The sequence below is a fragment of the Zhouia amylolytica genome, assembly GCF_900116365.1.
In the GTDB taxonomy this organism is placed as follows: Bacteria; Bacteroidota; Bacteroidia; order Flavobacteriales; family Flavobacteriaceae; genus Zhouia; species Zhouia amylolytica.
In genome coordinates this window covers 1-25,561 of sequence record NZ_FPAG01000005.1, presented here as the reverse complement: position 1 = coordinate 25,561, position 25,561 = coordinate 1, and the positions used below count along the sequence as shown (strand labels likewise).

Below are 25,561 nucleotides of genomic sequence, written 5' to 3'. Positions count from 1 at the left end.
AAAAATCCCTCTGAGAGGGATTTTTAATTTAATTCACAAAAAAAGCAGACCTGTAAGCCGGATTCTGTCGAGTCTTATCATTTATCTGAACTTTTTGTTACCAAAAAGCTTTAACCGCCTACCCTCCAACATTGGACGCGCGATCCTCAAGCGCTGGTTTACTTGGCGTTGCACCACATAGAGTTTACCTGATTTCACTACAGCCTTACCTGTACATTCTTTCTGTTGCACTGGTCCTATCTACCGAAGTAGATGACGGGTGTTACCCGCTATGCCGCGCTATGGTGTCCGGACTTTCCTCCATCTCAATGAGACAGCGATAAGATAGTCTGCGACACAAAGGTACTTCTTTTTTGGACTTATTAATTTAAATTTCAGGAATTGGTTTAAAGTATTCTCAATGACCATTCAGAAAAGTATCGGGGTAATATCAATCTCTTTTATAAATTTAATTAATAAGCCACAATTACTAAACTTTTCAAGTCTTTTCTGATGTTAATAACTTATGGTAAAATATGGATTGGAATTATTAAATTTTGGATTCAATTTTTAACTTTGTTTCTCGTTGAAAAACCTCATTTTACGGGTTCAATAAATTACAATCAAAGTTGGAACATTTTATAGTATCGGCTAGAAAATATCGCCCCAAAACATTCAAGGATGTTGTTGGACAACAAGCGATTACGAACACACTCAAAAACGCCATAGAACATAATCATTTAGCTCAGGCTTTATTATTTTGTGGTCCAAGAGGGGTTGGTAAAACGACTTGTGCCCGTATTCTGGCAAAGATGATCAATCAAGATGGCTCTCAAAGTGAAGACGAAGATTTTGCTTTTAACATTTTTGAGCTCGATGCTGCCTCCAACAACTCTGTAGATGATATCCGTAATTTAATTGATCAGGTTCGAATTCCGCCACAAGTAGGAAAGTACAAGGTTTATATCATCGATGAGGTGCATATGTTATCTCAGGCTGCCTTTAATGCTTTTTTAAAGACGCTGGAAGAACCGCCAAAGCATGCTATATTTATTCTTGCTACTACTGAAAAACACAAGATCATTCCTACTATTCTTTCACGTTGCCAGATATTTGATTTTAAACGAATAACGGTTACAGACGCCAAGGAATATTTAAGATATATAGCTGAAAATCAAGGTATACAGGCAGAAGATGATGCTTTACATATCATTGCCCAAAAGGCAGATGGTGCAATGCGGGATGCGCTGTCAATTTTTGACAGAGTAGTAAGTTTTTCAGGAACAACCTTAACGAGACAAGCTGTAACCGAAAACCTAAATGTTTTAGACTACGATACTTATTTCAAGGTTACTGATTATATATTATCTAATAATATTCCGGAATTACTAATTCAGTTTAACGAGTCACTTTCTCATGGTTTTGATGGCCACCATTTTATAGCCGGACTTGCCTCGCATTTCAGAGACCTGATGGTTTGTAAGAATCAAGCTACCATTGAACTCCTTGAAGTTGGTGAAGAGGCAAAACAAAAGTATTTAGAGCAAAGCCAAAAAACCTCCATTCCGTTTTTGATGCAATGCATCAAACTAACCAACGAGTGTGATCTGAATTACAAGACCAGTAAAAATCAGCGACTGCTGGTGGAACTTTGCTTAATGGAACTTGCCTCTATCAATTTTGATGGAGAAAAAAAAAAAAAATGGTAAACGTTTCATAATTCCAGCAACTTACTTCCACAGTGCTGAACCTGAGGTTCTTGAAAAAAGATTAGATCACGAAAAACCTTCAGCAACTACTACTCAGGTTACATCTTCTGATGAAACTACATCTAACGTTTCCGAAGTTTCGACGGCTACAGTAACAGAAAAGGCAACAAAGCCCGCTCCTAAAATAAAATTAAAAAATCTCGACAAAAAAGTTTCCGGACTATCTCTATCCAGTATAAAAGCAAAAAAGGAGCACGAGTTAAAGAAACAGGATGTTGTTGTTGATGAGGAAAACTTACCAAGCGATCCATTTGAGGAATCAACCTTACAGGAATACTGGAAAAAATATGTGTTGAAAATCGACAAAGAAGGGAAAAAACTTTTAGCGTCTTCATTATCATCTGATATTCCAAAGTTAAAAGAAGATTTCACTATTAGTATTGAGTTACCTAATGATACTATGAAAAAAGAGGTAGAACGGGATCAATATCCATTAATGACCTACCTGAAAAAGAAACTAAACAATTATGATATCAAGCTTCATATCGTTGTAAATGAAGTTGCGGCCAAACAATATGCTTTTACTCCACAGGAAAAGTATCAGAAATTAGTTGAAAAGAATCCTCATGTTGAGACACTTCGAAAGTCTTTTGACCTCGATTTTTAATCAACTCTTCAGTTGTTCTTTCACCCAACACAATTCCCGAACAATAGAACCTTTTAAATCTTTTCGTAAATCCTCAGGTAATATTTCCCAGGTATAAGTTTCAACTTCAATATGATCGGTAATAGATTGCTCTTTAAGACACTTGATCACTTTTATGAGTTGATCCTGTGTTGAATTCAGTGCGCCGAATTTATCTATAAAAACAGGAACATGGAATTGTGCCCTAATTTCATTAATCAATTGTTTCTTGTTTAAAATCATATGAAAGTCATGATATTTCACTACCTGATCCCCTATTTTTTCACGAACCTGATGTAAAAAATCTGAATTTTTTAGTGCGAACAAATTCTGAATAATCAAATCGTTCCTGTGCTCTTCAAAAACGACTTTCAAAGCGGAGCTCAACTGTACTTTACCCACTTTGATTCCTGTTTGCTTAAACCTTTTGAAAGTTAGTTCTGGTTCTTCATAAACTAATGAGAAGTGACACACGTCATAACATATGTTGATATAACGATAAACCATATACTCGGCTATTTCTTCACTGGTCTTTAATTTTTTTACCAGGTAATTAACAGCTATGGGCGCTAAATATCCTCTAAAAAAGTCGATAACCTCATTACTATTTTCAATAAGTGTATCTGGCTCCGGTTCGAGATCTAAATGAATATATTTCCCGGTTTTAAGCTCAACTTTATATAACTCCAGGATGGTTTTAGCCAGATTCTTGGCAGAGGATTTATAACTATTCTCCAACAAAGCATCTGAAGTATGCCAATGTTTATAACTCAACGGAGAGGTAGTTATACTACCATTCATATTTTCAGGCAATAAGAGTGCCAGTTGCGCAATGAGTCTCTTGGTATATTTAAACCGCTCTTTGGTGGTCCAATCTGGTAAATGCACAGCATCTTTTATAGCGGAATATGCTTCGCCACCATACAGGTAACCATTAATCGTATGAACATAAAGGTTGTTTGATTCCAACCATTCTTTAAAAAAAATGAGATTATAATTTTTATTGAGTTCTTGACTGGCTAAATTAGTCAGAGTTAAACCTATACCAAAAGGTTTGTCTTCAGAAATACTGGATTTAATCGAAGGAATATACTCGGCCAGATTCTTAAAGGTACCCTTCCACCCTTCTCCAGGATGAATATTGGTGCTATAAGACAAATGATATTTATCGTTAATTAGCATTCGAAATGTTTTTGGTTCGTATTCTATTTAATTTTAAACAATACTTTTACATATCATTTTTTGCCTAACCAAATACAAATCATAAGTAAGCCTAAAATATAATTGAGCAATCGATATTCAATAATCTCAATTACATTTTGCTACTAATCAATCAAGACAGGGGAATTCGTTATTGCGAGTATTGGCTAAAATGTTTTTAAAAACATTATTTTTGCCTTATTATATGGTGCTAAGGTAAGTTTTGATGAAGCTCGGAGGTTTAAATCCTCGATAAAGAAATATATTTATCGATATAAAACTCTCAGCATAAGAACTTTAAAAACATTTTAATTAAAATCACACATAACAATGCTCGGTTTAAAACTTCCAACAGATCCCCGCTGGGTAAATATTGTCGAGAAGAATATTGAAGAAATTTTAACAGATCATGCCTATTGCGAACAAAAGGCAACCAGTACAGCTATATCACTAATTGTACAGTTTCCCGAATACACTGAATTGGTACAGGAGATGACTGCCTTGGTAAAAGAAGAAATCAGCCATTTTAAAATGGTTCACGACAAAATTATAGCGCGCGGATGGGTTTTGGGTAGAGATCGTAAAGATGAATACGTAAACCGCTTGATGAAATTTTTCCCTAAAGGAGGAAACAGAACCACTCAATTAGTGCATCGTTTATTATATGCTGCGCTTATCGAAGCGAGAAGTTGTGAACGTTTCCGCCTACTATCTGAAGAACTTAACGATCGGGAACTCTCTGAGTTTTATAGAAACCTTATGGCCAGTGAGGCAAACCACTATACCATGTTTTTAGGTTTTGCCCGCAAGTATGGGGATCGTGAAGAAGTAGACCAAAAATGGCAAGACTTATTGGAGTTTGAAGCTAAAATCATGCAAGAACTGAGCAAAGATGCAACCATGCATGGTTAAACGGCTTTAAATGAGTATGAAAGTTTAAATCACCATAACCATATTATACTTTATCACTACCCTGGCAATATTAGTTGAGTGACACGTTCATTCACAAATGCTTATAACATCAAAAAGCTTGAAAGGAATCGGTTAGGTATAAAAATTAAAAGAGGCGATCTCCCTGCAGTTTTACGCTGCTTAAGATCGCCTCTTTCTATTTAGCTTTTAGTATAATTGGTATCTCAATGTTTTTGGATCTGCTAAATTTAATTGACTACAATAGTGCCAATTCCTTGTCCTTCTCTAAACTATAAAGCAGTTTTATTATACCATCCGATAGTCCTATTTTAGGTACATGTATTTTTTTGGCACCACTCCATTTTGAGGCATTCAGGTAAATACGAGTTGCCGGAATAATCACATCCGCCCTATCGGGATTCAATCCTAATTCGGAAATACGCTCTTCATAGCTTAATTCTTTCAAGAACTGATACTGAGCATTTAAAAAGATATACGAAAGAGGTGTTCCCGGTTTACGTCCACTCATTTTAAACAGTTTATTGATATTACCTCCGGAACCTATTATTTCTACCTTCTTATAATCCTTCGTATTCTTTTTAATCCATTTTTCTATATCCCTCCAGATTTCTTCCGTGATCATTTCATTTAACAGGCGAACTGTCCCTATTTTATACGATTTGGAGGCCAACACTCGCCCTTGGTTGAAAATAGTAAACTCTGTACTCCCTCCTCCTACATCTACATAAAGGTATGTTTTATCTTTTTCTATCAATAAATGAAGGTCGGTTGAGGCAATAATGGCTGCTTCCTTTTTACCATCTATAATTTCAATTTCAATTCCTGATTTTTGTTGAATGGCTTCGACCAGTTCATTTCCATTGTTGGCTTCTCGCATAGCTGACGTCGCACAAGCCATATATTTTTCGACATTGTGCACCTTCATTAACAGCTTAAAAGCCTTCATGGCCTCCACCATTCGGGTAGCATTGTTTTTTGATATCTCTCCGACAGTAAAAGAATCCTGTCCTAAACGAATAGGCACCCTCACCAAAGAGCTCTTTTTAAATTGCGTTTCTTTACCCTCGTCTTCAATAACGTTATGTATTAATAATCTAATAGCATTCGATCCTATATCTATGGCGGCAAATTTTCGGATTTTCATTCGCTTACAATTTTATTTATTGAAATTAAGCTTCAACACTTAATTCATTCGGGTCTTAATTTTCATTTCTATTTTAGAAGATACAATATATCTTTTATCAGTTCTCTATATGAGTCATTTTTTTTAAATAATACTCATAGGTAGCGACTTGCGATCTCACCTTCACCATTTTGTTGGATCGATATGCATTATCTTGTTTTATAGAGTGTACTCTGGCTTTTACATTATCACTCCAACTGATATTAAAGGTGTCTATCAGCTCTTGTTTTATATCTTCATCATATATCGGGCATCCGACCTCAACCCGGTAATCTAAATTACGGGTCATCCAATCGGCTGAAGAAATATACACTTTCGGATCACCTCCATTGCCAAAGATAAACAATCTGGGGTGCTCTAAATATTTATCAACGATACTGATGGCTTCTATATTATCACTCAGGCCTTCAATTCCCGGAACCAAACAGCAGGTTCCTCTAACGATAAGTTGAATTTTCACACCGGCCTGACTGGCTTCATAAAGTCGGTCAACCATTTTGTAACTGGTAAAACTATTCATCTTTACTTTGATGAATGCTTCCTTACCTGCTTTTGCATTATCGATCTCCTGCTTAATTAATTTCGAGAATACACTTTTGGTATAGTGCGGCGAAACAATCAGATGTTTGTATTTATGAACTTTGTAATTGGTATCAAAGAAATTAAACACTTTCGCAACCTCCTTTAAGATGGGTTGGTTCGCTGTAAACAGTGTATAGTCGGTATACAGTTTTGCTGTAGACTCATTAAAATTTCCTGTACTAATAAACCCATAGCGCATAAGTTTTCCTGCATCTTCTCGTTCTATCAGGCATATTTTAGAGTGCACTTTTAACCCTTGCACCCCGAATATAAGCTTTATTCCTTCTTGCTGTAATTGTTCGGCATATTGAATATTAGCTTCTTCATCAAACCGGGCCTGTAACTCAATTTGTACCGTTACCTCTTTACCATTCTTAACCGCATTAATTAAGGAGCTGGCTATTTGGGAGTTTTCAGCAAGACGGTAAACAGTAATCTTAATCGCTTTAACTTTTGGGTCTAAGGCTGCTTCCCTTAACAACCTGATGATATACGAAAAGGTATGGTAAGGTGCATAAAGCAGGTAATCCTTTTTACCTATTTGTTCCAGCAAACTACCTTCCATACTCAATCCAACAATGGGTAGTGGCGGATATCGCTTATACATTAAATCGGTTCTACCCAAACTTGGAAAGTTCATAAAATCGCGACGGTTGTGATAGCGTCCTCCGGGAATCACACTATCTGTTTCTTCGATTCCCATTTTATCTTTAAGAAACTTGAGTGTATCTTTTTCAATGTGATCATCGTATACAAAGCGTACCGGCTCACTTATTCTTCGATCACGTACGCTGGAGGAAATTTTTTCAATAAAACTCTTCGACAAATCATTATCGATATCCAGTTCGGCATCACGGGTAATTTTTATCATGTGTGCCGATAGCGATTCATAGTCAAAGATGCTGAATATACTTCCCAGGTTGTACCGAATAAGGTCATCCAGGAAAATAATATAACTTTTATCACCCTCATTGGGTAAAACCACAAACCTGTCAACCGTGCGTGGTATTTCAATAAGAGCGTATTGCACTTCATTGGTTACATTGGTGAAAAATCGTCCGACTCCTTTGGCTTCACTTTTAGTTTTCATAACCATTTTAACAGCCAGATAACCTGCACTGTCCTTTAGGAGCGGTATTTTATCGAGGTCATTTAAAATGATGGTGACTAAGGCGGGGCTAACTTTCTCTAAGAAGTAGCTCTTTAGAAATTCACCTTGTCTTTGAGTCACATCCTTTTCATTAATCATATAGATATTCTCTTCGATCAACAGCGATTCTATACGTCTTAAAATTGACAGACTCTCCGATTGTTGCTTGATTACTATCTGAGTGATTTCATCCAGGAGTTCCTTGGCGTTTGCTCCACCCAATACGCTCTTACCTGTTTTACCGGCTTGGGCGATTCGTTTTACCGTAGCATAACGAACTTTAAAAAACTCATCGAGATTATTGGAAAATATACCTACAAAACGAAGTCTGTCAATTAAAGGAACAGACTCATCAGCAGCCTCTTGCAGTACGCGCGCATTGAATTGCAACCAGCTTATTTCCCGGTTTACATATTGTTTCTGTACTGTATTCATATATAATAAGTGAATTCTATCTATGACTTGATATTGTTAGTTGGATTGATCTATTAACAGGATAATGCCCTAGAAAATCTATTGCGCATTAAAGTTAACAGATTAATGTTGATGAACAAAGTTTGATTTGGTATTTATCACGTGTTTTTTGAGGAAGTGATGTGAAACTTTTTGTATCTATTTAAACATATATAAACCTACTCATACTTTATCCATACTTTATCCATACTTCAACTATGCTTGAACTATTAAGGAAACCACCCTAAAATGAGGGTTTTTCCAGGTAGATTTAAAGTCCAAACACCCTTTAAATAAACATTTTAATAAGAAATAGATCGTTTTAAACATGGCGGCAAAAAGGTGCAATAATGGCTACAAGTGACTTTTTTTGCAGTCCTGTAATCCAGATATGCAGTTATGCCTATGCGAGCCTTGAAAATGCGTGGGAATCTCTTGAAAAAGATCCACATACGGTAATGCGATTACTCCATAGCGCTATGGTCCTCCTCTTAATTACGGTAGAATATCATATTATTAAGATTTAAGGATTAATTTTCTTTTTGATAAAAACTATTTATATGATCCAATAAGGCTTCATCTCCCAAGGGCATTAAACGATTGGCTATGGATAGTGCCTGGCGTATATAATCCTTTTCGATCCATTCTGGTGCTTTCTCCATATCATCTTCCGGATCCAAGATTCGTTTACAGAGGTATAATAATGATCTAACGGATAATAGCAAGTCCTCATGGTTTTTCACATAAAAACAGGTTACCTGAAATCGGTCATTAAAAAAGGAATGGGGTTGCAAGGTAGGAGTATGGTCTTTGGCATGCCGCTTTAAGTCCTTAATCAGCTGTTCTTCGTTCGTATTCATAAAATGACTATTTATATTATTATTGCAATTTTTTAATATTATTTAACTTTCTCCTCCTTTATTACGGATCGCATCTTGTCGAGAAATCTCATTTCTTCGTAAGGCATGAGATTCAATATGAGGGTCAGCACCTCTTTGACATCACCTCCTGCATTATTTACCATGATATTCGTATCGTCTTGCCCGTCTAAAGCCAAGGCACAAACCTTGAGTAAACTGGCGATCATAAAGGAAGTCTCGAGGTAACCTTTTGTATTTACCCGGAACCGAAATAATTCATTGCGATGTGGATGGGGATCAAGCATGTGATAATGTTCTTTAACCAAGGATTTAATCGTTTTCAAAAAGTTTCGATCTTCCAATACATTCCTTGATTTAAAATCTGATTCATGAACTTGATTTTCGAGAAAACCAAGACACCTGTCCTGGCCCTCCTGAAATAATTCATTGGCCAACTCATGTAAGGTATTGGCCTTGCGTTGGATGGCTATTAACTGATCTTGGCTTACGTGATAATTACTCTTATAGCGTACGGAAACATAAGCTTCATCTAAGAGCTTTAACACTATCTGATCTTCTTCCGTATCACTATTAAAAAGAGTTCCTAATTCAGGTATAAAGGCTTTCAAATAAACCTGAAGTTCTTTTATACTATGACTTTTACGCTCCTTGCCCATAAAGGAAAGGGCCAAATAGCGATACCAAAGTTCTATATACTGATGATACATAAAAGCAGCCTGCGCATGGTTTTGATTTTTCCGAAAAAATTCGGCACCACTTTTAAAAGCTTCAATTTTATTACTTTCTCCTTGATGCCTTTTCAATTGGTTCTCAAAAGCATATTGGGTCATTGCATATGCTACAATCCCTGACTTTTCTCCAGAACTGGAAAATTTAAGACATTCGGACCTACAATGCTCCATAAAAAAGAGATTGTGATCTTTTAGTTGCTGACTGGCATATTCCAAAGAGAATATTCGATATAAAGCTGTGGTTCCTTCCTGAAATATTTTAGCCACCATAGTGGCCAGTTCCCGGGTTAAGGAGGAGCAGTTTCCCGCAAGGATAATCACGTACAAAGGCCGGCGGGCCTTTCTTATTATTAATTCAGATAGATAAATGCATTGTACCTCGAGTAGACCGGTGATTTTGCTGACGATTTGATTTTCCATGGTTTCCTTTTTATTTATGATTCTATTTATTTTTAAGCATGCGACCCCTCTATTTCGGGGTGCTTTTATACCATAGGTTACGATCACGAAATAAATTTATACCCTGATTTTTAAGAGGTTTAGATGAGCAACTATACAGATGTATTACTCAATGAAACACATTAAGGATCGTAAACCTTATTTAATAAGATGTGAATCGTTGTATGGCCGGATACCATAAAAAATGTAATCGTCTGTTATGGGACAAATGCCAAAAGGATTGGCTTAGAATTATTAAAAACCGGAATGAATAAATGCTAAAACGTCATTCCCATAACCATTATCTTATATTATTTCCTTCTACTATTTTAAGCTATAGCACATATTGTAATCTTTATCTTCACAAATACCACTGCTATTTCTTTATTTTTTTGTAGATTTATTATCGTTTTATTGATGTATTTATAAGCAAATATAAATGATAATTTTCACCTATAATGGGTAAATGTTGATTAATTTCACTGTATGAGTACAATTTTAACAGTTTTCGGTTTGATTGCTCAAAACGAAGGGATTACGATCTCTGCGCTTGAGAAGCAGATAGGTGCGAGTAAGGGAGTGCTTTCCAGAGCTCTGAAAAATAAAACTGACATTCAAACCAAATGGCTCGCAGCGCTGGTTGAAAATTATCCCAATTACAATCCTTCGTGGATTCTTATGGGGAAAGGTCCCATGTTTAAACCTCAAACTCCGGATGATCTACATCCTATTGCTGAAGATTCGTCTGAATATCAATTGCGGGAAAAAATAACTGTTTTAGAGGAACGGATTGCAGCATTAAAAGAGGCTAATGAAGCATTGAAAGAAAGTAATGCAACCTTAAAAGAGTTAAAGTTGTTTTTAGAAAAACGTATTTCAGATTTGGAGGGGGAGTGATTTATTTGTTGTGCTGTTATGGGGTTAAGATGTTATGATGTTTCGTCGGTAGGAGCTTTGTAAAAGCATAGCAGTCTCTCGTATAGGTTCGTGTTCCAATTGAAAAGATTACTTCGTCGGGCTTTGTCCTCCAATTATAACCTTACGAATGATGCTCTAATCTTACATAAAAACAAAACCCGTGCGAAACATAGTTTTGCACGGGCATGTTATCCATCATAAAGTATTTCGAAATACTATTATTCCTTTTCCAGTACTATTTCACGAATCATCAGATTGTTACTTTTGGTTGCTTTTGCCTTTAAAATCAGTTTTCCATCATTACTATCTTCTCTCATTACATGAAACTTTACCCATTGACCTCCATTAGCACTATGAGCTCCTAACTGTACTTTACGGCCTTCAAACTCCAGGATCCCTTCACGGCCCTGCTTATTCCAATCATCAAACAGCACATAAAAACTACCTAACATCCCTTCAGGGCATTTTAAGGTAACTGTAATTTCTTTTCCGTGCCAGGCTGTTCCTTCATCATCTTTCCAGGATCCATCGGCTTTTACATTATAAGACACCTCCTTTTGAACCAGAATCTCATCGTTAACTATTTCCCAGGCTACACTTTCATTCAAAGCCTTTAAATTTTCGGCTGCATTAACCTGAAGAACAGCATTCTTGAATGCTCCCTTTACAGCTACATCATCTGCTTCCGGGATAAAAGGAAATAGTTCTTTCAATGCAATTTCTTCAATAGCGGTTGCTGGCTTAAAGTCGTCCGATGCAACATAAGATTTGAGGCTATATAAAAGTTGTTTTGCCACCGGTAATTCGCTGTTTGCTACATTAAATCCACATACCAGTAAATTACCTTTCCCTACTTTAAATTCAAAAATAGCACCTTCTTTATTGTTTCTATGAAAATCGTCCACTACCTGTGCTATAGGTTTATATGTTTTTGGAGTATCATTCAGGATAAATCCTTTAGATCCATTCATAATGGTTTCCCACTGCCAATCACTATGAAAATCGGTCACAAATTCCTTAAATGCAGGGTGCTTATCTTTCAATAGCAGACCAATACTTGTTTTACCTTGTCCGGGGAAAAAAGTTAAAGACCAGTAAAGCGGATAGAAAGACAGATCGACACTGGTAGCGTCGGTACCCAAATTATTGGCAATTAACAAAACGTCCTTTCCTTTCTTCAGGGCTTCCAGAGTTTCATCATCCAGCATTTGTGAAACAATAACTTCTTTATGGTCTGCTTCCGGTACCTCAGGAGGATACACCCATATATCCCATTCATTTTTAAACGCTGTTCCTTTCAGACTTACTGCAATGTTAAGTTGTTGTGGTTTGTTTATATTTTTTAAAGACATAGATAGGTTACCGACATCTGTAAGGCTTCCTATTTCAAGGTCTTCTAACTTCCACTCTTTGGTTTTCAGAAGCTTGCCCGATGCTGTTGTTATATTAGCAACAAGGTGTCCTTCTTTTATTGGAAACTGTCCATAGTGCGATAATTGAATAGCGCCTTCAAAGGTTTCATTAGAGGTCCACACCATCTTTTTCATGCGCAGCAAGGGTACCGTTTCATTGAAATGTTCTTTGAACTTTTGAGGTGTTGTTATCCCCTTACTATTCCAATTCGCATCCAACCAACCGATTAAAGCTTCGCCTTGTCCCTGATAATCCTGCATGCTCAACAACTGTACTCCTGCGCAGCTTTTTGTTCTTAAGAATGATTCCGTTTCATATTTATACATGATTTGATTCAGGGCTCCGGAAGCCATTTTAAAATCATCTGCCTGATCGGCTATTCCATTTTTTTCAGCCATTGCCTTAAACTCTTGAAAGTTTCTGGCCTTCAAAACACCTTTATAAGTATCTATTTCACTCCAGGACGGATATACCGGCCATTGTCCTATTTCATGAGCAATGATAGGAATATCCATTTGGCTATATACTTTCTCAAAATCCCAATCCGTATGAGGTCCATTCAACCCTCTTGTTCTACCTACTTTTTGTATGTAATGGGTAGCCATATAGTCGTCTACCTCCGTAATCTTTCTGGCTGTTGAAACTGAATACAGTCGTCGGTTATCTTTTTCTTTCAAATCCTTCACCCACGTTTTCATCACATCAAAATCGGAGTTACCCAACTCATTACCAATACAAAACATGGTAAAGGACGGGTGGTTTCCATAATAATCGACTACGCGATTCATTTCTTCGATTACAAACTGATCGCGTTTCGGGTCTTTCCCCAGTCCTTGTGGGAACCCTTTGGTATTCATTTCAGGACGTCCGCGGTCTGTATTATCCACACTCATCCACCAATCTATCCAAATTGAGGCCTCTGCCTGCAAATAAATCCCTACCCGGTTGGCTGCTTTAAAAGCTACTTCCGGCGGACACCAGGAATGAAACCTTGCATGATTCAGTCCGTAATCTTTATATATTTTAAATATGCGCTCCCAATCTTCTACTTTGGCTGACGGATAGCCTGTTTGCGGAAAGTGTACACAATCGAGGTTTCCTCGTAAAAAAACCGGAGTATCATTAATAAGAATATTGGTTCCGTTATGGCCTATTTTAAGGTATCCAAATTCAGTTTCCCGGCTGTCATCAAACCTTTTTGTTTTAAGGCAGGCATTTAGTATATAGACCGTGGGGTCAAATTCATTCCATTTTTTAAGTGCTCCATTTAAATCAAGCACCACTTCTTTTTTATGGCTTCCTTCTTCCAGTTTATAGGATACCTCTAAAGATTTAACCACATCTTTATGGCCTAACTCACTGATATCTATAAACAGTTTCCCTTTTTCTTTTCTGGCTGCCGTGATATCCAATTCTACACGTAACTGATCACTCTCCAGCAAGGGATATGTGCGGAGTGCAGTGATATGAGTAGGGTCGTGTGCCATGAGTTCCATTCTTCCTACAATTCCATTCCAGATGCTTTGAGTATAGGCACCATAGGCATGTCCTTTATCTCCGATATTATGGATCATATCATTATTAACCTCTATTTTAAGTTGGTGTTTCCCTGGAGTAAGTATTCCTATGTTATGAATATGCGGTGTCCCAAGGGCATCCTGAGTGCTTAACTCCACTCCATCCACATATACTTTCGACTGCCAAAGCACCCGTTCTAAAAAAATCTGAAACTCCTTGTTCTTCCAATCTTTGGGAATCTCGATGCTTCGTTCGAAGGTGGCTACACCCAAATATTTATGGGTTGGAGTCAGCACTCCAAAATCGGACCCTTTCGTTTTCAGACCATAGCCTTGTTGTGTTAATGAGGAAGGCAATCTGATTATCCCTTCCTTTTTATAATCGGTTGTATTTTCAATCTCCGGCCGCTCTTCACTCAGGCTGACATGCCAGTCACCTGAAAGGTCGAGCACATTTTCCTGAGCTTGCAGAAATGTCAGATTGCATACTAATACTGTGAATAAAACAATGTTTTTAAACATACTTAATCTAATTATTTTTCTACGTCTGTTTTTTGAATATTATCGTGAACCATATTAAGATGGATATGGGCTGGCATATGATAACGGTCGAAGTTTAAAGCCTTATTTAATGCTGCTTCAGCCAGTTTATAATTACCCAGTCCTAATTGACCTAACCCGATCAAATAGTAACAATGAATTTGATTTCGTTTACTCAGGTCCTCTTCCCAAATTAAAAGGTCTGGAAGAGAGATGGCAAAATAGTCTAATTTAACATCATCATCCATATGCATTTCACCATACGAAATCAGATTCTTAAATCTGCGGTTTGCCTCCTGTTTATCACCTAATTTTAATAATGCCAGGCCTTGATAAAAAATCTTATCGGGCTGTTGATCGTTATAGAACATCGCCGGACTCGGGTCACTTAATCCTTTTGATGCTTTAGTCCAGTATTGTTCAGCTTTGGTTAGTTCTCCCAATTTCTCATAGGCACATCCCAGCCAATAAAAAATATCATTCTCCTGAGCTCCGAACAGTTTTCCTTCGCCAAGGTTATAGGGATATACCTGAGCTGCCTCAAGGAAAGATACAGCCTCATCGTATCCTCCCCGCTTTATGGACTCCTTAGCGAGTTCAACGTGTATGGTAATGTGCTGAAAAGGCACTTTACCTTCTCCTCCTTCCCATGGATGAAATTGACGCGATTTAATATCAGCAAAAGCCTTCTCATAATCTCCTTTGAAATTATTTAAGGTAATCCACTCCAGGTATAAATCGTCTCTCATTTCAGTTAATTCGAAATTAGAAGATAACAGTTGCAGACGATCCTTTACCGGTACATTTAATTTTTTATACAATTGATCCAACTCCATTAACAGTCTGGCTTCCCGATTATCTAATTCGAAGGCACGTTCTAAATGGGTTCTTGCCAAGTCCCTCTGGTCGGTTTTATTAAAATACAACAAAGCCAGGTTTCGATGACAAATTGGATTATCATCGCTTAATTTAACGGAAAGCTCCCAACAACTTTGAGCCTCTTTATATTGTTTAAATGCATACCAGAAATTCCCCAGATAATAAGGAGCCTGAGCATCGGATGTATTTTGTCGTATGGCCGATTGCAACACAACAACTTCTTCTAAACGATTTGGAAAACAATAATCCCCAGGCATCATGGATGCTTTTTGATACTGTTTTAATGCTTGTTCTAATTGTCCTTGCTGTTCAAGGTACCATCCTGAAAAATAGGCTATCATAGGGTAAACGGCATCTTTTCCGTCGACGTGAACATCCAAAAGAGCTATAGCTTCTTCAAACTGTCCTGCCTGAGCGTAGTCTAAAGAATACTCGATATAATTATGTGGATTATCGCGTATTAATTCTTTGAAGGTTATCAAGTCTTCCTGCTTCCCACTTAACAAGTATTTCTCATAGTGTATGCCAAAATTAAAGTTGTCGATCGCCAGGGATTCATTGACTAACTGCATGGCTTCTTCGTTTTGCCCCATTTTTCTTAACAGAAGTACTTTTAAATGCCTTGCTTTGTGGTTGTGCCAATTTTTAATAAGTGCTTTACCAACCAATTCCAGCGCCTTTTCAAGATTGCCATTTGAACAATCTATTTGCGCCAGGTTAAAATATCCTGCATCTTGCCAGGCGGCATTCCAACAGGCTTTAAAAAAGGCTGCATAAGCCTCTTCCTTTTTTCCCAGGAATTTTAGTGCGAGTCCTTTATTAAAATAAGGTTCCCCATCGTATGGATTTGGGTTGCGCTCGGTTAAGGTTTCTATGGCCTTGTCGAAATACGTTAATGCTTCTTTGAATTTGGCGTGTTTAAGATTCCATAACCCCATGGCATTATTACATCGTACATCTCCCGGTTCACGAGCAAGGGCTTCGAGGTAATACTTAGTTGGGTCATAAGTAGCATGGCGGTATTGTTCGAGGTGTAATCCACGTAAGTATAACTGCTCGATGCTCTTAATTTCTTCAGGTTGTTTCGCTGCTTTGGCCGGTTCGGGAATATCAACATTTGTATGCACCTCCGGCGACCATGAAACCAATACTTTTCCTTTTGCATCATATAAGGTAGCCGTAAGTGTTTCATAGGCTGAATTACCCAGGGGGATACTTTTTTCAAAGCCATTTTGCGGACTCAATTCTAAGGTTTCTTCAAACAGTATAGATTCAGAATTGCGCAGGATAACGCTACTATTCTTATATACGGAAGTCACATGAATTTTCAGCAAGGCTTCTGAATCCTTATGCTCCAGATTCAGCAGCGCTTCTTTGGTGGCATTTTTAACAACTCCCACATTGTAATATGGCATGAAGTATTGCTTAAAGCTTTTTTCTTCATAGGGATGTAACCATGAAAAATCGGGTTGATTATCGGTATAAACACCGCACATAAGCTCGATATAGGGGCCGTCTTCATCGGTTAGGTTCCTATCCCATGCATGTCCGAAATCGCCATTTCCCCAGGTCCACTGTTTTTTTCCTGGTGATATGTGGTGATCGGCTATATGTAATAAACCTCCTTTGGTATCATTCTCGTACCCACCCACAAAATCGTACTTGGAGGTAATAGCCATGTAAGACGTGGGTACCGGGATATTTTTATATTTTGAAATGTCTGTACCAGGCGCATAATCCACCTTATAGTATTCCCCTTTAGCAATAGGAAATTCTGAAACATCACGTTTACCATGGTCAAAAACGGCATGCACATCGGGTGGAAATACTGACTGGTAATGATCGTTTACTGCAACTGCCGGGTTGGCCCACCATAAAAAGGTTTGCGGATGAGGCGTGCGATTATACAGCTGTGCTTTTATTTCCAGGTATGCTTTATCGGGGTATAAGGTAAAACCAGCCATCCCTTTGGTTCTGAACATGCGTTCCAGTTCACTTACCCATACGGTGATACTGCCATCTTTATTTTCTTCTATATTAAAGTCGGTGGGATCATAAGTGCTCGGACGGTGGTGTTGAGGCCAGTTAAACTCAATACCTCCTGAAATCCACGGCCCCGTTAAGCCTACTAATGCAGGCTTAATCACTTGATTATAATATACAAAATGGCGTTCTCTTACTTTATCATAAGCCATTTGAATTCTTCCTCCAAGGGCTGGAATGATCATTATTTTCACATAATCATTTTCGATAAACACCACCTCCCACTCTTTGAAGGTTTTTTCGTCACTTATAGATTCGATCACCGGATTTGGGTATACTACACCACTACTGGCTTGATATACTCGTTTATCTAAAAAAACCGGATATTTTTCTGGCACCCCTACTTCATAGGTAGGTATTATTACAACATCTTTCCAGGCTTTAACCTTACTCATAATTAATTGTAGCTATTGGTATTAAATTCTTTGGTTGATTTTAAGATCAACTATGCACTATTTTTGAGATATTTCTTCTTTCCAATCTTGATAATTGGCTGTGAGTTCCTTTATTTTTTCAGGGTGCTCGGCTGCGAGATTGGTGGTCTCTCCAAGGTCATTTTTTAAATTATACAGGTAGGTTCCTTTATCGAGGTGGATACTTCTGAAATGATTGTCCTTTTTTACGACATGTAATTTCCAATCACCCTTGCGAATGGCCCATTCATTACCGGTATCCCAAACCAGGGTTTCGTGAAATACCTGAGGTTTGGATTCCGTTAAATCAAAAAGATTTTTCCCGTCGAATATGAGGCTATCTGTGGCTATCGAACCAGCTGCTGCCAAACAAGTAGGCATAATATCCATGTGTGAAACCGGCGTACTAATAACCTGATTGCTTTTTATTCTTTTTGGCCAACTCATGGTAAAAGGGGTACGGATGCCTCCTTCCCTAAGAATATATTTATGTCCGTTTAAGGCACCATTATCGGCATAGGTATTTTGAGAACCTCCATTATCGGAAATAAAAAATATCAGGGTGTTCTCAAGTTTTCCCGTTCTATCAAGCGCCTGCAGTACTTTCCCTATATTATCATCTAAACAGGCTAAATTCGCCAGGTATCGTTTACGACCATCAGGATCCTCTTCCATGCGCCAGCATGTGCGTGCATGGTAATCTAAAAACGATTCTTCTTCCGGATTCCATTCAGGAAACTTTTCGACGCCGAATTGCTTAAGATACTTATCGGGCGCCTGATAAATTGGATGGTGGACCGCATTAAAGGATAGCTCCATAAAGAAAGGTCTTTTGTCTTTCTTTTCTATTTGCCTTACGGCTTCGTCTCCAAATATATCGGTAGTATACCCGTTAAAATCTTCCTTTTCTTTATTTCTCCATAGCGGGCCGAACTGTGACATCCTATCATCGTCAGGGTTTTCTACCCAATCGTCGGAGGCTTTTAGTTTAAAATAATCGTGACGATGTGCACAGAAGCCTAAGAATTCTTCATAACCATGGTTCAATGGGAATTCACGATACTCCAGCGGATTTTTAATCTTAGCATTATTATCCAGTATATCAGCATAATGTGTCTTTCCGATTTTAACGCATCGATACCCCTGCTTTCCTAATAATTCAGGGATGGTATATTGACTTTCAGAAAAGATCTTACCGCCATAATAATAGGTTCCCCATCGCTCCTGATAGGCTCCTGTTATAATTCCCTGACGCGAAGCATTACAAACAGGTGCGGTTGCGTATCCATCGGTAAAACGGATCCCCTTTTGAGCAATTTGATCCATATGAGGGGTTATGGCATCGGGAGCTCCATCATAGGCGCTATAATCTGCATACCCCTGATCGTCGGTAATGATCAGAAGAATATTAGGACGGTCGTCTTTTACCGGCATTTTTTCACTGCATGCCATGAACGTCAAACTAAGTAATACGGCTATTTTTATCGGTTTAAAAAACATAGGTCTCTTTAATTATTTATCAATTCTTCTTCAATTTCTTCGAGTGATTTTCCTTTTGTATCCGGTAATTTTTTATAGATGAATATAAATCCCAAGATACAGATACCACTATAGCACCAAAAGGTTCCGGAGGCTCCGAGGAATGCGTTTAAAAGCGGGAAGGTATAGGTTAACACAAAGGAAGCTGTCCACAGGGAAAAGGTAGCTACAGACATGGCTACTCCCCTGATGCGGTTAGGGAAAATTTCTGAAATGACCACCCAGGTAACCGGAGCCAGGGTCATGGCATAGATAGCGATGGCGATGAGCACTAACAGTAATATTGGCCAGCCTTGAAAATTAAAATAATACGCTGCACCCAAGGCAACATACACAACGGCCAATCCGAGGGCACCAAACAGCATTAGTTTTCTTCTTCCCCAACTATCTACAGTCCCCATGGCAACAAAGGTGAAAATCAGGTTGATGCTACCGGTGATCACAATATTAAATAGCATATCCCCTACACTATAGCCAGCGGTGGTAAAAATCTCATCGGCATAGTTGAAGATGATATTAATTCCGCACCATTGCTGGAATACGGATAGTACGATGCCTACAATAAGAATAGGGTAGAGTTTTTTGAGTTCCTTTTTCTTGATACCTACAGATTTATGATCGGTTTGCAGCGTACCTTTTATTAATGCCAGTTCTTTAGCCGCATAGGCTTCATTTCCTATTTTTTTCAATACTTTCAGAGCCTTTTCGGTGAAGTTGGACTTTACTAAAAACCGTGGAGTTTCGGGCACCATAAAAAGAAAGCCAAAAAACAACATAGCAGGCACCAGTTCAGCCCAAAACATAATTCTCCAGCCTGTCTGCTGATTCCAAAGCATTGCCTGATCACTGATTTCATTTTTCGCTATGATCCAGTTTACAATTTGTGCCGCCAGGATCCCAATAACGATCGTAAGTTGATTAATGGCTACAAATCGTCCTCTGTATTTAGCCGGGGAAACTTCTGCGATATATAACGGTGAAAGGGTTGATGCAATACCAATTCCCACCCCCCCGATAATTCTGTAAATTATAAAGAAATTAAAATTATGAGCCCATCCCGTTCCTAATGCGGATAACAGAAATAAAACAGCAGCAATCTGTAAAGGTTTCTTTCTACCCAATCGATCTGAAATAACTCCGGAGACCATTGCTCCAAAGACACACCCTACCAGGGCACTACTCATTCCCCATCCTTGTAGCGAAGGAAAATCTACTATATTAAAATATACTTCATAAAAGGGTTTGGCCCCTCCGATTACAACCCAATCATAACCGAATAAAAAGCCGCCCAGGGCGGAAATAAAAACGATGGAGAGTAAGTATCTATTATTGTATTTAAACTGGTTCATTAGACTTATATTATTAAAAATATAGATATTTATATGCTATAAAATAAGAGACACATAAAACTAAAAAATTATTATATCCCTTTTTGAGATTATAAAAGTAGGTTTTATTGTTAATTTTGATATAGATAAGAAAAGGGTAAATATGGACAATATTACTATAAAAGAAGGTTTTCCTGGGCAACAGATCGTAGCCATGCCCAAAAAACTTAAAAAATGGTTGCAAACGGATGCCGTTAGTAGTCCCTTTCATTTTGGGGATTTGGGGTATTACCCAAACGCTCATTACCACCAAAGATATCGCAAAAAGGGATCTGAAGAACATATCTTTATTTATTGTACTTCAGGTAGTGGTTGGATTGAGTTAAATGACACCCATCACGAGATCCATCCGGGTATGTATTTTATAATTCCTAAAAACATCCCCCATCGTTACGGAGCTGATATTAAAAAACCCTGGAGTATCTACTGGCTTCATTTTAATGGTTCTTCTTCAGATTCCTTGTTACGTACTCATGAAGAAAGAGTCAATAAGGCTTTTCATGTGGGTTATCAAATGAAAAGCGTTGATCTGTTTGAACAACTATTTAGTTTGGCAGACACTAATTTTTCTGAAGCACAATTAAGGTATGCATGTATCCTTACTTATAAGTTTGTTTCTGATTTTATCTTTTTCGATCACATAAAAGGTGTGGCGTTAGAACAGGGACAAAATTTAAGAAATGATATTGTTGATTTTTTAATGGCTAATATTGATCAGCCTTTAACTGCCGAAGATATTGCGAAAGCATTTAATTACTCCCGTTCGCACCTGTTCAATTACTTCAAACAAGCTACAGGTCATTCGTTAATGTATTATTTTAATTTAAAGAAGATTCAGAAGGCCTGTGAATTTCTTAGCTATACCGATTTAAGCATAAAAGAAATTAGTCTTAAGACCGGATTTCAGGATCAGTTATATTTTTCGAGGGTATTTAAAAAATATATCGGGTTATCGCCTCGTGCATACAGGAATAAGTAGTGCTGTGATGTTGTTATGGTGTTATGGGGTTATGGGGTTATGGAGTTATGGGGTTATGGAGTTATGGGGTTATAGCATTAAGATGTTATGAAGTTATGGGGTTATGGAGTTATGGAGTTAAGATGTTATGTTGTTTCTTCACTGCGAGTCTGGACAAAAGTGTGGCAGTCTCTTGAATAGGATCTTACTCCATTTGAAAAGATTACTTCGTCAGGCCTTGCCTTCCTCGCAATGACGTCAAAGTGATTAATTCCGTTTTTGACAACTACTTTCTGAGCTTTTTAGGGATGATAAGGAGTTCGGTGGTTCCTTTATCGATATCTTTCCAGGAATCGACATCAAATTTCAGGACTACCAAGCCCGCGGTGGGAATATTATTAAAGTTTAATCCCTTTTTCACTTCATTCATTTTCTTTGCTCATCCAAAGAAAACGAACCAAAAGAAAGGATGCCCGTCGAGAGGTATTTTTGCTATCGCACCATTCTTCCAGACGCCAGCTGGCTCCTTCAATAAAAAGGCACACAATACCTTTTTTCCGATATTCGGGACGTTCGGCCCTGCTATCGCAAAACCATGAATTTAATCCTAAATGGCCTCCAAGGCTTCAACCATTTTTAACGGATTAAATCCATTTATACTGCCGACGGGAATACCATTCTATCTAGAAAAATAACTATACAATAATATATCAAACAGATATACCACAAACTAAAGGCAGAGTTTTAAATGTGAAAATTTTGAACTAAAGTTTTTTACTTAACGTTGTTATGGTGTTATGGAGTTACACTGTTATCATGTTACGTTGTTATGAGGTTTCAAGAGTAAACCATATCCCAAACCCGCCATAGTCCTTTGCAGGCGGGCACCTCATAAGTAAGAAATGTGTTAAGAATTAAACGCTGTTTGAGTCACGCCCTAGCGGGGCGAGTTCGTTTAATTTAACATTCGAACTTCAATGAGGTCGTCGAAAAGACAAGGCTAGACTTTTTTGGTTCTTTTTTTATTCATGTAATAATTACTGTTTTATATGGTATTCATGAATGCAAAGCATTTGGCAATGAAAAAAAGAACATATTTACTTCTGAAAGGATTTAAAAAACGAAACAAGCAATAATGATCTAAGTTATAGACTAAAAATATTATCCCACATCATCCAACAATTCTTATTTTTATTTTCTAAGTTTTTTAGGGATAATAAGGAGTTCGGTGGTTCCTTTATCGATATCCTTCCAGGAATCGACATCAAATTTAAGTACCACCAAGCCCGCGGTGGGTAGGTTATCGATAAAGCGATTTCCAAAAATATTAGCGATGGAAGTAAAAGCATGGTTATGACCAAAGATCATAATATGATCTAATGATTTATCGAGGGATTTGATATAACTGATTACCGAATTTCCTCCAAAATCATAAAGTTTATCGACAACGGTAAGTTTCTTTTTCGGCACATCAGCAGTTTCCATGAAAAGCTTGCAAGTTGATAATGCACGATTCGCCGGACTTGAAAAAATATGCTGAGGAAGGCCTTCCAATTTAACATATTGATTTGCCACCCGTTGCGTGTCTTTCATCCCTCTTTTTTTAAGTGGTCGTTCGATATCTTCAACATCGTATTCCCACGATGATTTCCCATGACGCATTAAAACTAGCTTTTTCATATTTTTCGAGTCGTTAAAATAACCGCTTTTACCGATGAAGTGTTTTGGGGTGTACGCTTATCGACAAAAGCAGGTATTTTAACATTTATTTTTGTGTTGAGTGGCGTTTAAATCTTCCTTTGTGCTAGGATAATTCCTGAATCCCAAATTCAAATCATCTTAACTTAACCTGGTATTAAAGATACAACACTTTAATATTTTTTGCTAGTGACCCATACAAACATTGATTGATAGCTAGCATGTTGCTGTGGGCAAAGAAATTTAAAATTATTAGGCCCATGAAACATTTTTACTCTAAACTCTTGTACTATTCGAGTACAAACATCCATTCAGATGATGTAGTTCATAAGACTACGAACGATGATCGACACGGTATCATACCGCAACTTTTTTATTTACCTGAAAATTTTACGATAAGCAGAAGAAGTGTAGCATAAGCTAAGGCTTTGATGTTGGTATGGGATAACTCCGTATCGACCCTACATTTTCATGTTTTAGATATAACCTAAAAACGATGGATTTGAAAAAATTTCTACTCTCAAAAATGCCAAAGTATAATGTTGTCAACAAATTGTTATTGTTGGCCTTTATGCTGTTGGTGAATATTGGAATTGGGTACTCGCAAGGTGGTTGTAATTCTAATGATTTTACTGTTAATAATTTCTATATTGGAGATATTAACGGCAATCCTATTACTACAACCTGCACACCTGGAACACCGCAATCAGCTTATTTGTATGCCTCATTCACAAAAAACACGAATGCAGATCGTTACTCTTTAAACGTCCAATTCAACCTAGAGATTAATGATATAGTAACTATTAATAATTATAATGATTGCTTTTATAATCAACAGGTAATACCTACCAATACTTCAATTCAACTATTTCAAATTGATTATACCTGCGGTGATAAAATAGAAGTAACCAATATACTGTTAAATTGGGAAACAACCGCAGATCCATGTGGCCCTGCAAATAGTAAAGGTAAATGTTTCAATGATGTTCCTGGTTTTGAGGTCGATGCTCCTTTAGTTGCAAATTTCAGCTATATAAATCCTTGTAATTCTTTGCAAGTTGACTTTACAGATTTAACTACCGGAGGTGAAAATGATGAAGATTATACATATAGTTGGAATTTTGGAGATGGAAATACATCAATTGAAGATTCTCCGTCTCATATCTATGGAAGTACAGGAGATTATACCGTAACCTTAACCATTACGGACTTTGATGGTTTAGTAGATACCCAAACATACACTGTTACTGTTTATCCTTCAGTTTCTGCAATTTTAGATAGCAAATCAAATGTATTATGCTCTGGCAATGCTGACGGAAGTATTAGCATTACCGCCTCAGGTGGAGACGAAACATATTCTTATAACTGGACAGGACCGAATGGGTTTACTTCATCAGATGAAGACCTAATTGATCTAGAAGCTGGAACTTATGACTTAGTTGTTACAGATAGTAGAGGATGTGAATATACTAACTCCTATGAAATCAACGTTTCAGACAACACAGATCCGATTATTACTGCACCTACTGATAAGGATGTAGAAGGCTGTGACACCGATGACATTACAAACGGAGGTTTAACGGCGTTACCATACAGCCCAACTTCTGCAACAATTACAGAAGCTCAATATACAGCAGAAGGAGGTTCTTTCGTTGAAGATAATGTAGCACTAATTACTTATAAAGATGAAATTAGTGGCACTTGTCCGATTGTTGTTACCAGAACATTTACTATAACAGATAATTGTGGCGCCACTGCTTTTGACACTCAACTTATCAACATTGATGATACCATCCCACCAGTGATTACCGGTGGTGGTCCTGAAGTTGTTGAATGTGATGGTAGTGGAAATACCGCTGCTTATAATGCATGGTTAATGTCTAATGGAGGTGCTACTGCCACCGATGCTTGTGATGATGATGTTTCCTGGTCATGGGTAGTCTTAAGCACTACTGATAACTGTGGAGGTACTCTAGTACGTCATATTCGTTTTAATGCTACAGATAATTGTAATAATACATCATGGTATGAGACTACATTCACGATTGAAGATACTACCGATCCTACATTTACGGTTCCTGCCGATATCACTATCGAGTGTGATGACGATGAAACGGACCTTTCATTAACAGGTGATGTTACTGATGAAGCTGATAATTGTGATACTACCTTGGATGCTACTTATTCTGATAGTGTAGCTGCAGGGGCTTGTGCTAATGCTTCTGTTATAACTCGTACCTGGACGCTAACTGACGATTGTGGAAATACAACGGAGCAAGATCAAATCATAACTGTACAGGATTCTACCGATCCTACATTTACGGTTCCTGC

17 protein-coding genes, 1 other RNA gene and 1 pseudogene are annotated in these 25,561 nt (G+C 37.6%); 7 read left to right on the top strand and 12 right to left on the bottom strand.

Annotated features, from left to right (window positions below; genetic code table 11):
* Nucleotides 1-37: 37 nt before the first annotated feature.
* Nucleotides 38-336: RNase P RNA component class A (gene rnpB, locus BM361_RS08805), an RNA gene on the bottom strand.
* 272 nt (nt 337-608) lie between these two features.
* On the opposite strand from rnpB, the pseudogene BM361_RS08800 reads away from it, so the two are divergent.
* Nucleotides 609-2,355, top strand: a pseudogene (locus tag BM361_RS08800) (DNA polymerase III subunit gamma/tau).
* Here the strand turns inward: BM361_RS08800 and eboE are convergent.
* A complete protein-coding gene (eboE, locus tag BM361_RS08795; RefSeq protein WP_038262372.1) occupies nt 2,356-3,555 on the bottom strand; it encodes a metabolite traffic protein EboE in 1,200 nt (399 codons plus the stop codon).
* Between the two features lie 348 nt (nt 3,556-3,903).
* On the opposite strand from eboE, the gene miaE reads away from it, so the two are divergent.
* Complete coding sequence (gene miaE / locus BM361_RS08790; RefSeq protein WP_074978291.1) at nt 3,904-4,485, top strand: MiaE family protein; 582 nt, start codon at nt 3,904-3,906, stop codon at nt 4,483-4,485.
* A 256-nt stretch (nt 4,486-4,741) separates the two neighbouring features.
* Here miaE and BM361_RS08785 read toward each other — a convergent pair whose 3' ends face one another.
* Both BM361_RS08785 and ppk1 read right to left on the bottom strand, forming a co-directional pair.
* The gene (locus BM361_RS08785; protein WP_038262366.1) at nt 4,742-5,650 is read right to left on the bottom strand and encodes a Ppx/GppA phosphatase family protein; all 909 of its coding nucleotides are present in this window, start codon (nt 5,648-5,650) and stop codon (nt 4,742-4,744) included.
* Nucleotides 5,651-5,747: 97 nt separating this feature from the next.
* Nucleotides 5,748-7,856, bottom strand: a complete 2,109-nt coding sequence (gene ppk1 / locus BM361_RS08780; protein ID WP_038262365.1) for a polyphosphate kinase 1 — start codon at nt 7,854-7,856, stop codon at nt 5,748-5,750.
* A 368-nt stretch (nt 7,857-8,224) separates the two neighbouring features.
* Between ppk1 and BM361_RS16980 the strand changes: the two genes are divergently transcribed.
* On the top strand, nt 8,225-8,401 hold the full coding sequence (locus BM361_RS16980) for a hypothetical protein (RefSeq protein ID WP_175496565.1): 177 nt from the start codon (nt 8,225-8,227) through the stop codon (nt 8,399-8,401).
* 3 nt (nt 8,402-8,404) lie between these two features.
* On the opposite strand, the gene BM361_RS08775 is transcribed toward BM361_RS16980, so the two are convergent.
* A complete protein-coding gene (locus tag BM361_RS08775; RefSeq protein WP_074978289.1) occupies nt 8,405-8,734 on the bottom strand; it encodes a hypothetical protein in 330 nt (109 codons plus the stop codon).
* A gap of 38 nt (nt 8,735-8,772) precedes the next feature.
* Nucleotides 8,773-9,906 carry a HEPN domain-containing protein gene (locus tag BM361_RS08770; protein ID WP_139226666.1) on the bottom strand — a complete coding sequence of 378 codons (1,134 nt, stop codon included), beginning with the start codon at nt 9,904-9,906 and terminating at the stop codon, nt 8,773-8,775.
* Between the two features lie 504 nt (nt 9,907-10,410).
* On the opposite strand from BM361_RS08770, the gene BM361_RS08765 reads away from it, so the two are divergent.
* Nucleotides 10,411-10,821, top strand: coding sequence for a hypothetical protein (locus BM361_RS08765; protein WP_074978285.1), 411 nt, complete (start codon nt 10,411-10,413; stop codon nt 10,819-10,821).
* Nucleotides 10,822-11,060: 239 nt separating this feature from the next.
* Here the strand turns inward: BM361_RS08765 and BM361_RS08760 are convergent, their stop codons facing one another.
* Genes BM361_RS08760 through BM361_RS08745 form a run of 4 tightly spaced genes read right to left on the bottom strand, consistent with a single transcriptional unit; the run spans nt 11,061 to nt 20,535 of the window.
* A complete protein-coding gene (locus tag BM361_RS08760; protein ID WP_074978283.1) occupies nt 11,061-14,294 on the bottom strand; it encodes a glycoside hydrolase family 2 in 3,234 nt (1,077 codons plus the stop codon).
* 11 nt (nt 14,295-14,305) lie between these two features.
* A complete protein-coding gene (locus BM361_RS08755) occupies nt 14,306-17,629 on the bottom strand; it encodes a tetratricopeptide repeat protein (RefSeq protein WP_074978281.1) in 3,324 nt (1,107 codons plus the stop codon).
* 57 nt (nt 17,630-17,686) lie between these two features.
* The gene (locus BM361_RS08750) at nt 17,687-19,099 is read right to left on the bottom strand and encodes a sulfatase family protein (protein WP_074978279.1); all 1,413 of its coding nucleotides are present in this window, start codon (nt 19,097-19,099) and stop codon (nt 17,687-17,689) included.
* A gap of 56 nt (nt 19,100-19,155) precedes the next feature.
* The gene (locus tag BM361_RS08745; RefSeq protein WP_074978278.1) at nt 19,156-20,535 is read right to left on the bottom strand and encodes a sugar porter family MFS transporter; all 1,380 of its coding nucleotides are present in this window, start codon (nt 20,533-20,535) and stop codon (nt 19,156-19,158) included.
* A 142-nt stretch (nt 20,536-20,677) separates the two neighbouring features.
* On the opposite strand from BM361_RS08745, the gene BM361_RS08740 reads away from it, so the two are divergent.
* The gene (locus BM361_RS08740) at nt 20,678-21,553 is read left to right on the top strand and encodes an AraC family transcriptional regulator (protein WP_074978276.1); all 876 of its coding nucleotides are present in this window, start codon (nt 20,678-20,680) and stop codon (nt 21,551-21,553) included.
* A gap of 265 nt (nt 21,554-21,818) precedes the next feature.
* On the opposite strand, the gene BM361_RS16975 is transcribed toward BM361_RS08740, so the two are convergent.
* Together BM361_RS16975 and BM361_RS08735 are read right to left on the bottom strand one after the other, a co-directional pair.
* Nucleotides 21,819-21,962 carry a hypothetical protein gene (locus BM361_RS16975; protein ID WP_175496564.1) on the bottom strand — a complete coding sequence of 48 codons (144 nt, stop codon included), beginning with the start codon at nt 21,960-21,962 and terminating at the stop codon, nt 21,819-21,821.
* A gap of 761 nt (nt 21,963-22,723) precedes the next feature.
* Nucleotides 22,724-23,212, bottom strand: a complete 489-nt coding sequence (locus tag BM361_RS08735) for a SixA phosphatase family protein (protein WP_074978274.1) — start codon at nt 23,210-23,212, stop codon at nt 22,724-22,726.
* Between the two features lie 278 nt (nt 23,213-23,490).
* Here BM361_RS08735 and BM361_RS16970 point away from each other — a divergent pair, with 278 nt between their 5' ends.
* Complete coding sequence (locus BM361_RS16970; protein WP_175496563.1) at nt 23,491-23,649, top strand: hypothetical protein; 159 nt, start codon at nt 23,491-23,493, stop codon at nt 23,647-23,649.
* Nucleotides 23,650-23,732: 83 nt separating this feature from the next.
* Nucleotides 23,733-25,561 (top strand): PKD domain-containing protein (locus BM361_RS08730; protein WP_175496562.1); only part of this gene is annotated, 1,829 nt, incomplete at its 3' end.

Bases quoted from the DNA above. Each gene is read 5' to 3' on its own strand.
- eboE (WP_038262372.1), bottom strand. From the start codon at position 3,555: ATGCTAATTAACGATAAATATCATTTGTCTTATAGCACCAATATTCAT.
- miaE (WP_074978291.1), top strand. From the start codon at position 3,904: ATGCTCGGTTTAAAACTTCCAACAGATCCCCGCTGGGTAAATATTGTC.
- BM361_RS08785 (WP_038262366.1), bottom strand. From the start codon at position 5,650: ATGAAAATCCGAAAATTTGCCGCCATAGATATAGGATCGAATGCTATT.
- ppk1 (WP_038262365.1), bottom strand. From the start codon at position 7,856: ATGAATACAGTACAGAAACAATATGTAAACCGGGAAATAAGCTGGTTG.
- BM361_RS16980 (WP_175496565.1), top strand. From the start codon at position 8,225: ATGGCTACAAGTGACTTTTTTTGCAGTCCTGTAATCCAGATATGCAGT.
- BM361_RS08775 (WP_074978289.1), bottom strand. From the start codon at position 8,734: ATGAATACGAACGAAGAACAGCTGATTAAGGACTTAAAGCGGCATGCC.
- BM361_RS08770 (WP_139226666.1), bottom strand. From the start codon at position 9,906: ATGGAAAATCAAATCGTCAGCAAAATCACCGGTCTACTCGAGGTACAA.
- BM361_RS08765 (WP_074978285.1), top strand. From the start codon at position 10,411: ATGAGTACAATTTTAACAGTTTTCGGTTTGATTGCTCAAAACGAAGGG.
- BM361_RS08760 (WP_074978283.1), bottom strand. From the start codon at position 14,294: ATGTTTAAAAACATTGTTTTATTCACAGTATTAGTATGCAATCTGACA.
- BM361_RS08755 (WP_074978281.1), bottom strand. From the start codon at position 17,629: ATGAGTAAGGTTAAAGCCTGGAAAGATGTTGTAATAATACCTACCTAT.
- BM361_RS08750 (WP_074978279.1), bottom strand. From the start codon at position 19,099: ATGGCATGCAGTGAAAAAATGCCGGTAAAAGACGACCGTCCTAATATT.
- BM361_RS08745 (WP_074978278.1), bottom strand. From the start codon at position 20,535: ATGAACCAGTTTAAATACAATAATAGATACTTACTCTCCATCGTTTTT.
- BM361_RS08740 (WP_074978276.1), top strand. From the start codon at position 20,678: ATGGACAATATTACTATAAAAGAAGGTTTTCCTGGGCAACAGATCGTA.
- BM361_RS16975 (WP_175496564.1), bottom strand. From the start codon at position 21,962: ATGAATGAAGTGAAAAAGGGATTAAACTTTAATAATATTCCCACCGCG.
- BM361_RS08735 (WP_074978274.1), bottom strand. From the start codon at position 23,212: ATGAAAAAGCTAGTTTTAATGCGTCATGGGAAATCATCGTGGGAATAC.
- BM361_RS16970 (WP_175496563.1), top strand. From the start codon at position 23,491: ATGAAACATTTTTACTCTAAACTCTTGTACTATTCGAGTACAAACATC.